Source organism: Leucobacter sp. M11 (assembly GCF_035726885.1).
GTDB lineage: Bacteria > Actinomycetota > Actinomycetes > Actinomycetales > Microbacteriaceae > JAPFRB01.
This window is the reverse complement of the sequence record NZ_JAPFRB010000008.1, coordinates 45,014-46,790: the sequence shown is the minus strand read 5'-3', so window position 1 is coordinate 46,790 and position 1,777 is coordinate 45,014. Positions and strand designations below refer to the sequence as shown.

General features: G+C 70.5%; 1 protein-coding gene. It reads right to left on the bottom strand.

The window, feature by feature from the left end:
* The coding region (locus tag OOT08_RS18670; protein WP_325094402.1) for an ATP-binding protein at nt 1-1,255 on the bottom strand (1,255 nt) is incomplete at its 3' end.
* Nucleotides 1,256-1,777 lie beyond the last annotated feature (522 nt).

Here is a 1,777-nt window from a genome sequence, read left to right as displayed (position 1 = left end):
CGCCGTCGAGCCCGCCGTTCTGGTCGGCGTCCATCGCGTGCGCGCTGTAGTGCAGGGCGTGTTCGATCTCGCCCTGCCGGAAGAAGGCCTCGGCGATCTCGGTGAGGGCGAGGGCGTTGCCGGGCGCGGGGCTGTCGAGGGCATTTGCGCGTTCCGCGAGTTCGATCGCGGCGACGGTGTTGCCCTCCTGGATGAGGGTGAGGGCCCCCGCGCGGAGCCCGGGCGCGGTTTCCGGGGCGAAGTTCGCGAAGCTCGCGTGCCAGGCGCTCAGCGGGGGGAGCGTGGCGAGTTCGAGGACCCGGCCGATGTGGGATTTTTGTTCGGGGTCGAGGCTCCAGAACACGGCCGAGCGGAGCCGGGGGCGGCGGATGGAGACGCCGTTGGCGACGTGGCTGATGATGCCCGCGTTGATGAGCTCCGGGATGGCCTCCCGGGTTGGCGCGTCGGCGAAGGCGAGCGAGGCCAGGGAGACGAAGGGCGCGCTGCTGAGCCAGGCGAGGACCTCGTGCGCGGCCGGGGAGAGCGAGGCGACGGTGCCGAGGAGGATCGCGGACTCTGTGCTGCCGGGCCGGAAGGGCAGGCAGAGGGGTTCGGTGCCCTGGAGCTGCGCGGGGCGCAGGCCCCGGACGATGTCCACGGCGGCGGCCGGGTTGCCGTCGGCCCCGTCGGCGATGACCTTGAGCACGCTCGGGTCTGCGGTGGCGGGGGACTCCTCGGCGGCGAGTTCGATGAGCGCGGCCTCGGGGAAGCGGCCCAGGCTGAGGCGTTGCACGCCGGAGAAGGGGCTGCTGTCGGGCTGGGGTCCGGTGGTGCACACGAGCCGAATTCCGGTGCCCGTGAGCCTGGGGGCCAGGTATCCGATCACCTGTTGGCTGCTCTCGTCGAAGAAGTCGATGTCGTCGATGAGGATGAGCCGGGGGCGCTGTTTGCCGCCGCGCAGTCGGTCGAGGAGGACGAGGGCGAAGGCCTGCGCGTGCTGGGGGTCCTCGCGGTGGGGCGGCGCGGGCAGGTCGAGCGCTGGCACGCCGCGGGCGGCCATGAGGACCGAGACCCCGGAGAAGGGGGTTGCCGTCTCGACGCCGCTCGCGGCGACCCGGATCGCGGGGAGCGTTCCGGCGTCGGCGATGGCGCGCAGCAGCACGGATTTGCCGCTTCCTCGATCCCCCTCCAGGAGGAGCGCTGCCTCCTGGGTGCCTCGGACAGCGCCGAGTGCTTCGTGTAGCTCGAATCGGCGGGTGATGGCTCGCTCGCTCAATGTGGTTCCCCTCAGTGTGACCCGCAGGTGCTCCGGTCACGGTGATTCAGTTGTCGGGCGAAGGCGCTTGGTGGGCATTCGCGTTGCTCAGAACAATAATTGACGAATCTGGGCTGGGATCACCGTTCGCGTTCCGAAGCGCGGCGCGGGCGATGTTTCGCCGGTGCTGGCCCCGCGAACGGGCCGGGAAACCCGGGGCACAGCCCGGTGAATGTGGAAGTCCGCAGACTTTTCGGCCCCGGGGGCGCAGGAACCACAGCCCTGGTGTGGAACGCCGTCGCTGCGGTGCGGATCCCGCAGGGCGGCCGTGTCGGCCGGGCGGCGGTGTTTAGTGTCGAGCTGTATCGAAAGCGCTCCGGGTGAGCCGGGGCTCGATTGCAGTGCGGGGTGGGGGCCTGGTCCGATCGCTCCGCTTGTCTCACGGAAAGAATTGATCATTGACTGAAGCACGTGTCGCCCGCCCGAACCGAGTGTCCCTGCGCCGCCTGGTCCTCCCGACGCTGGGGGTGACGGCGCTTTTGT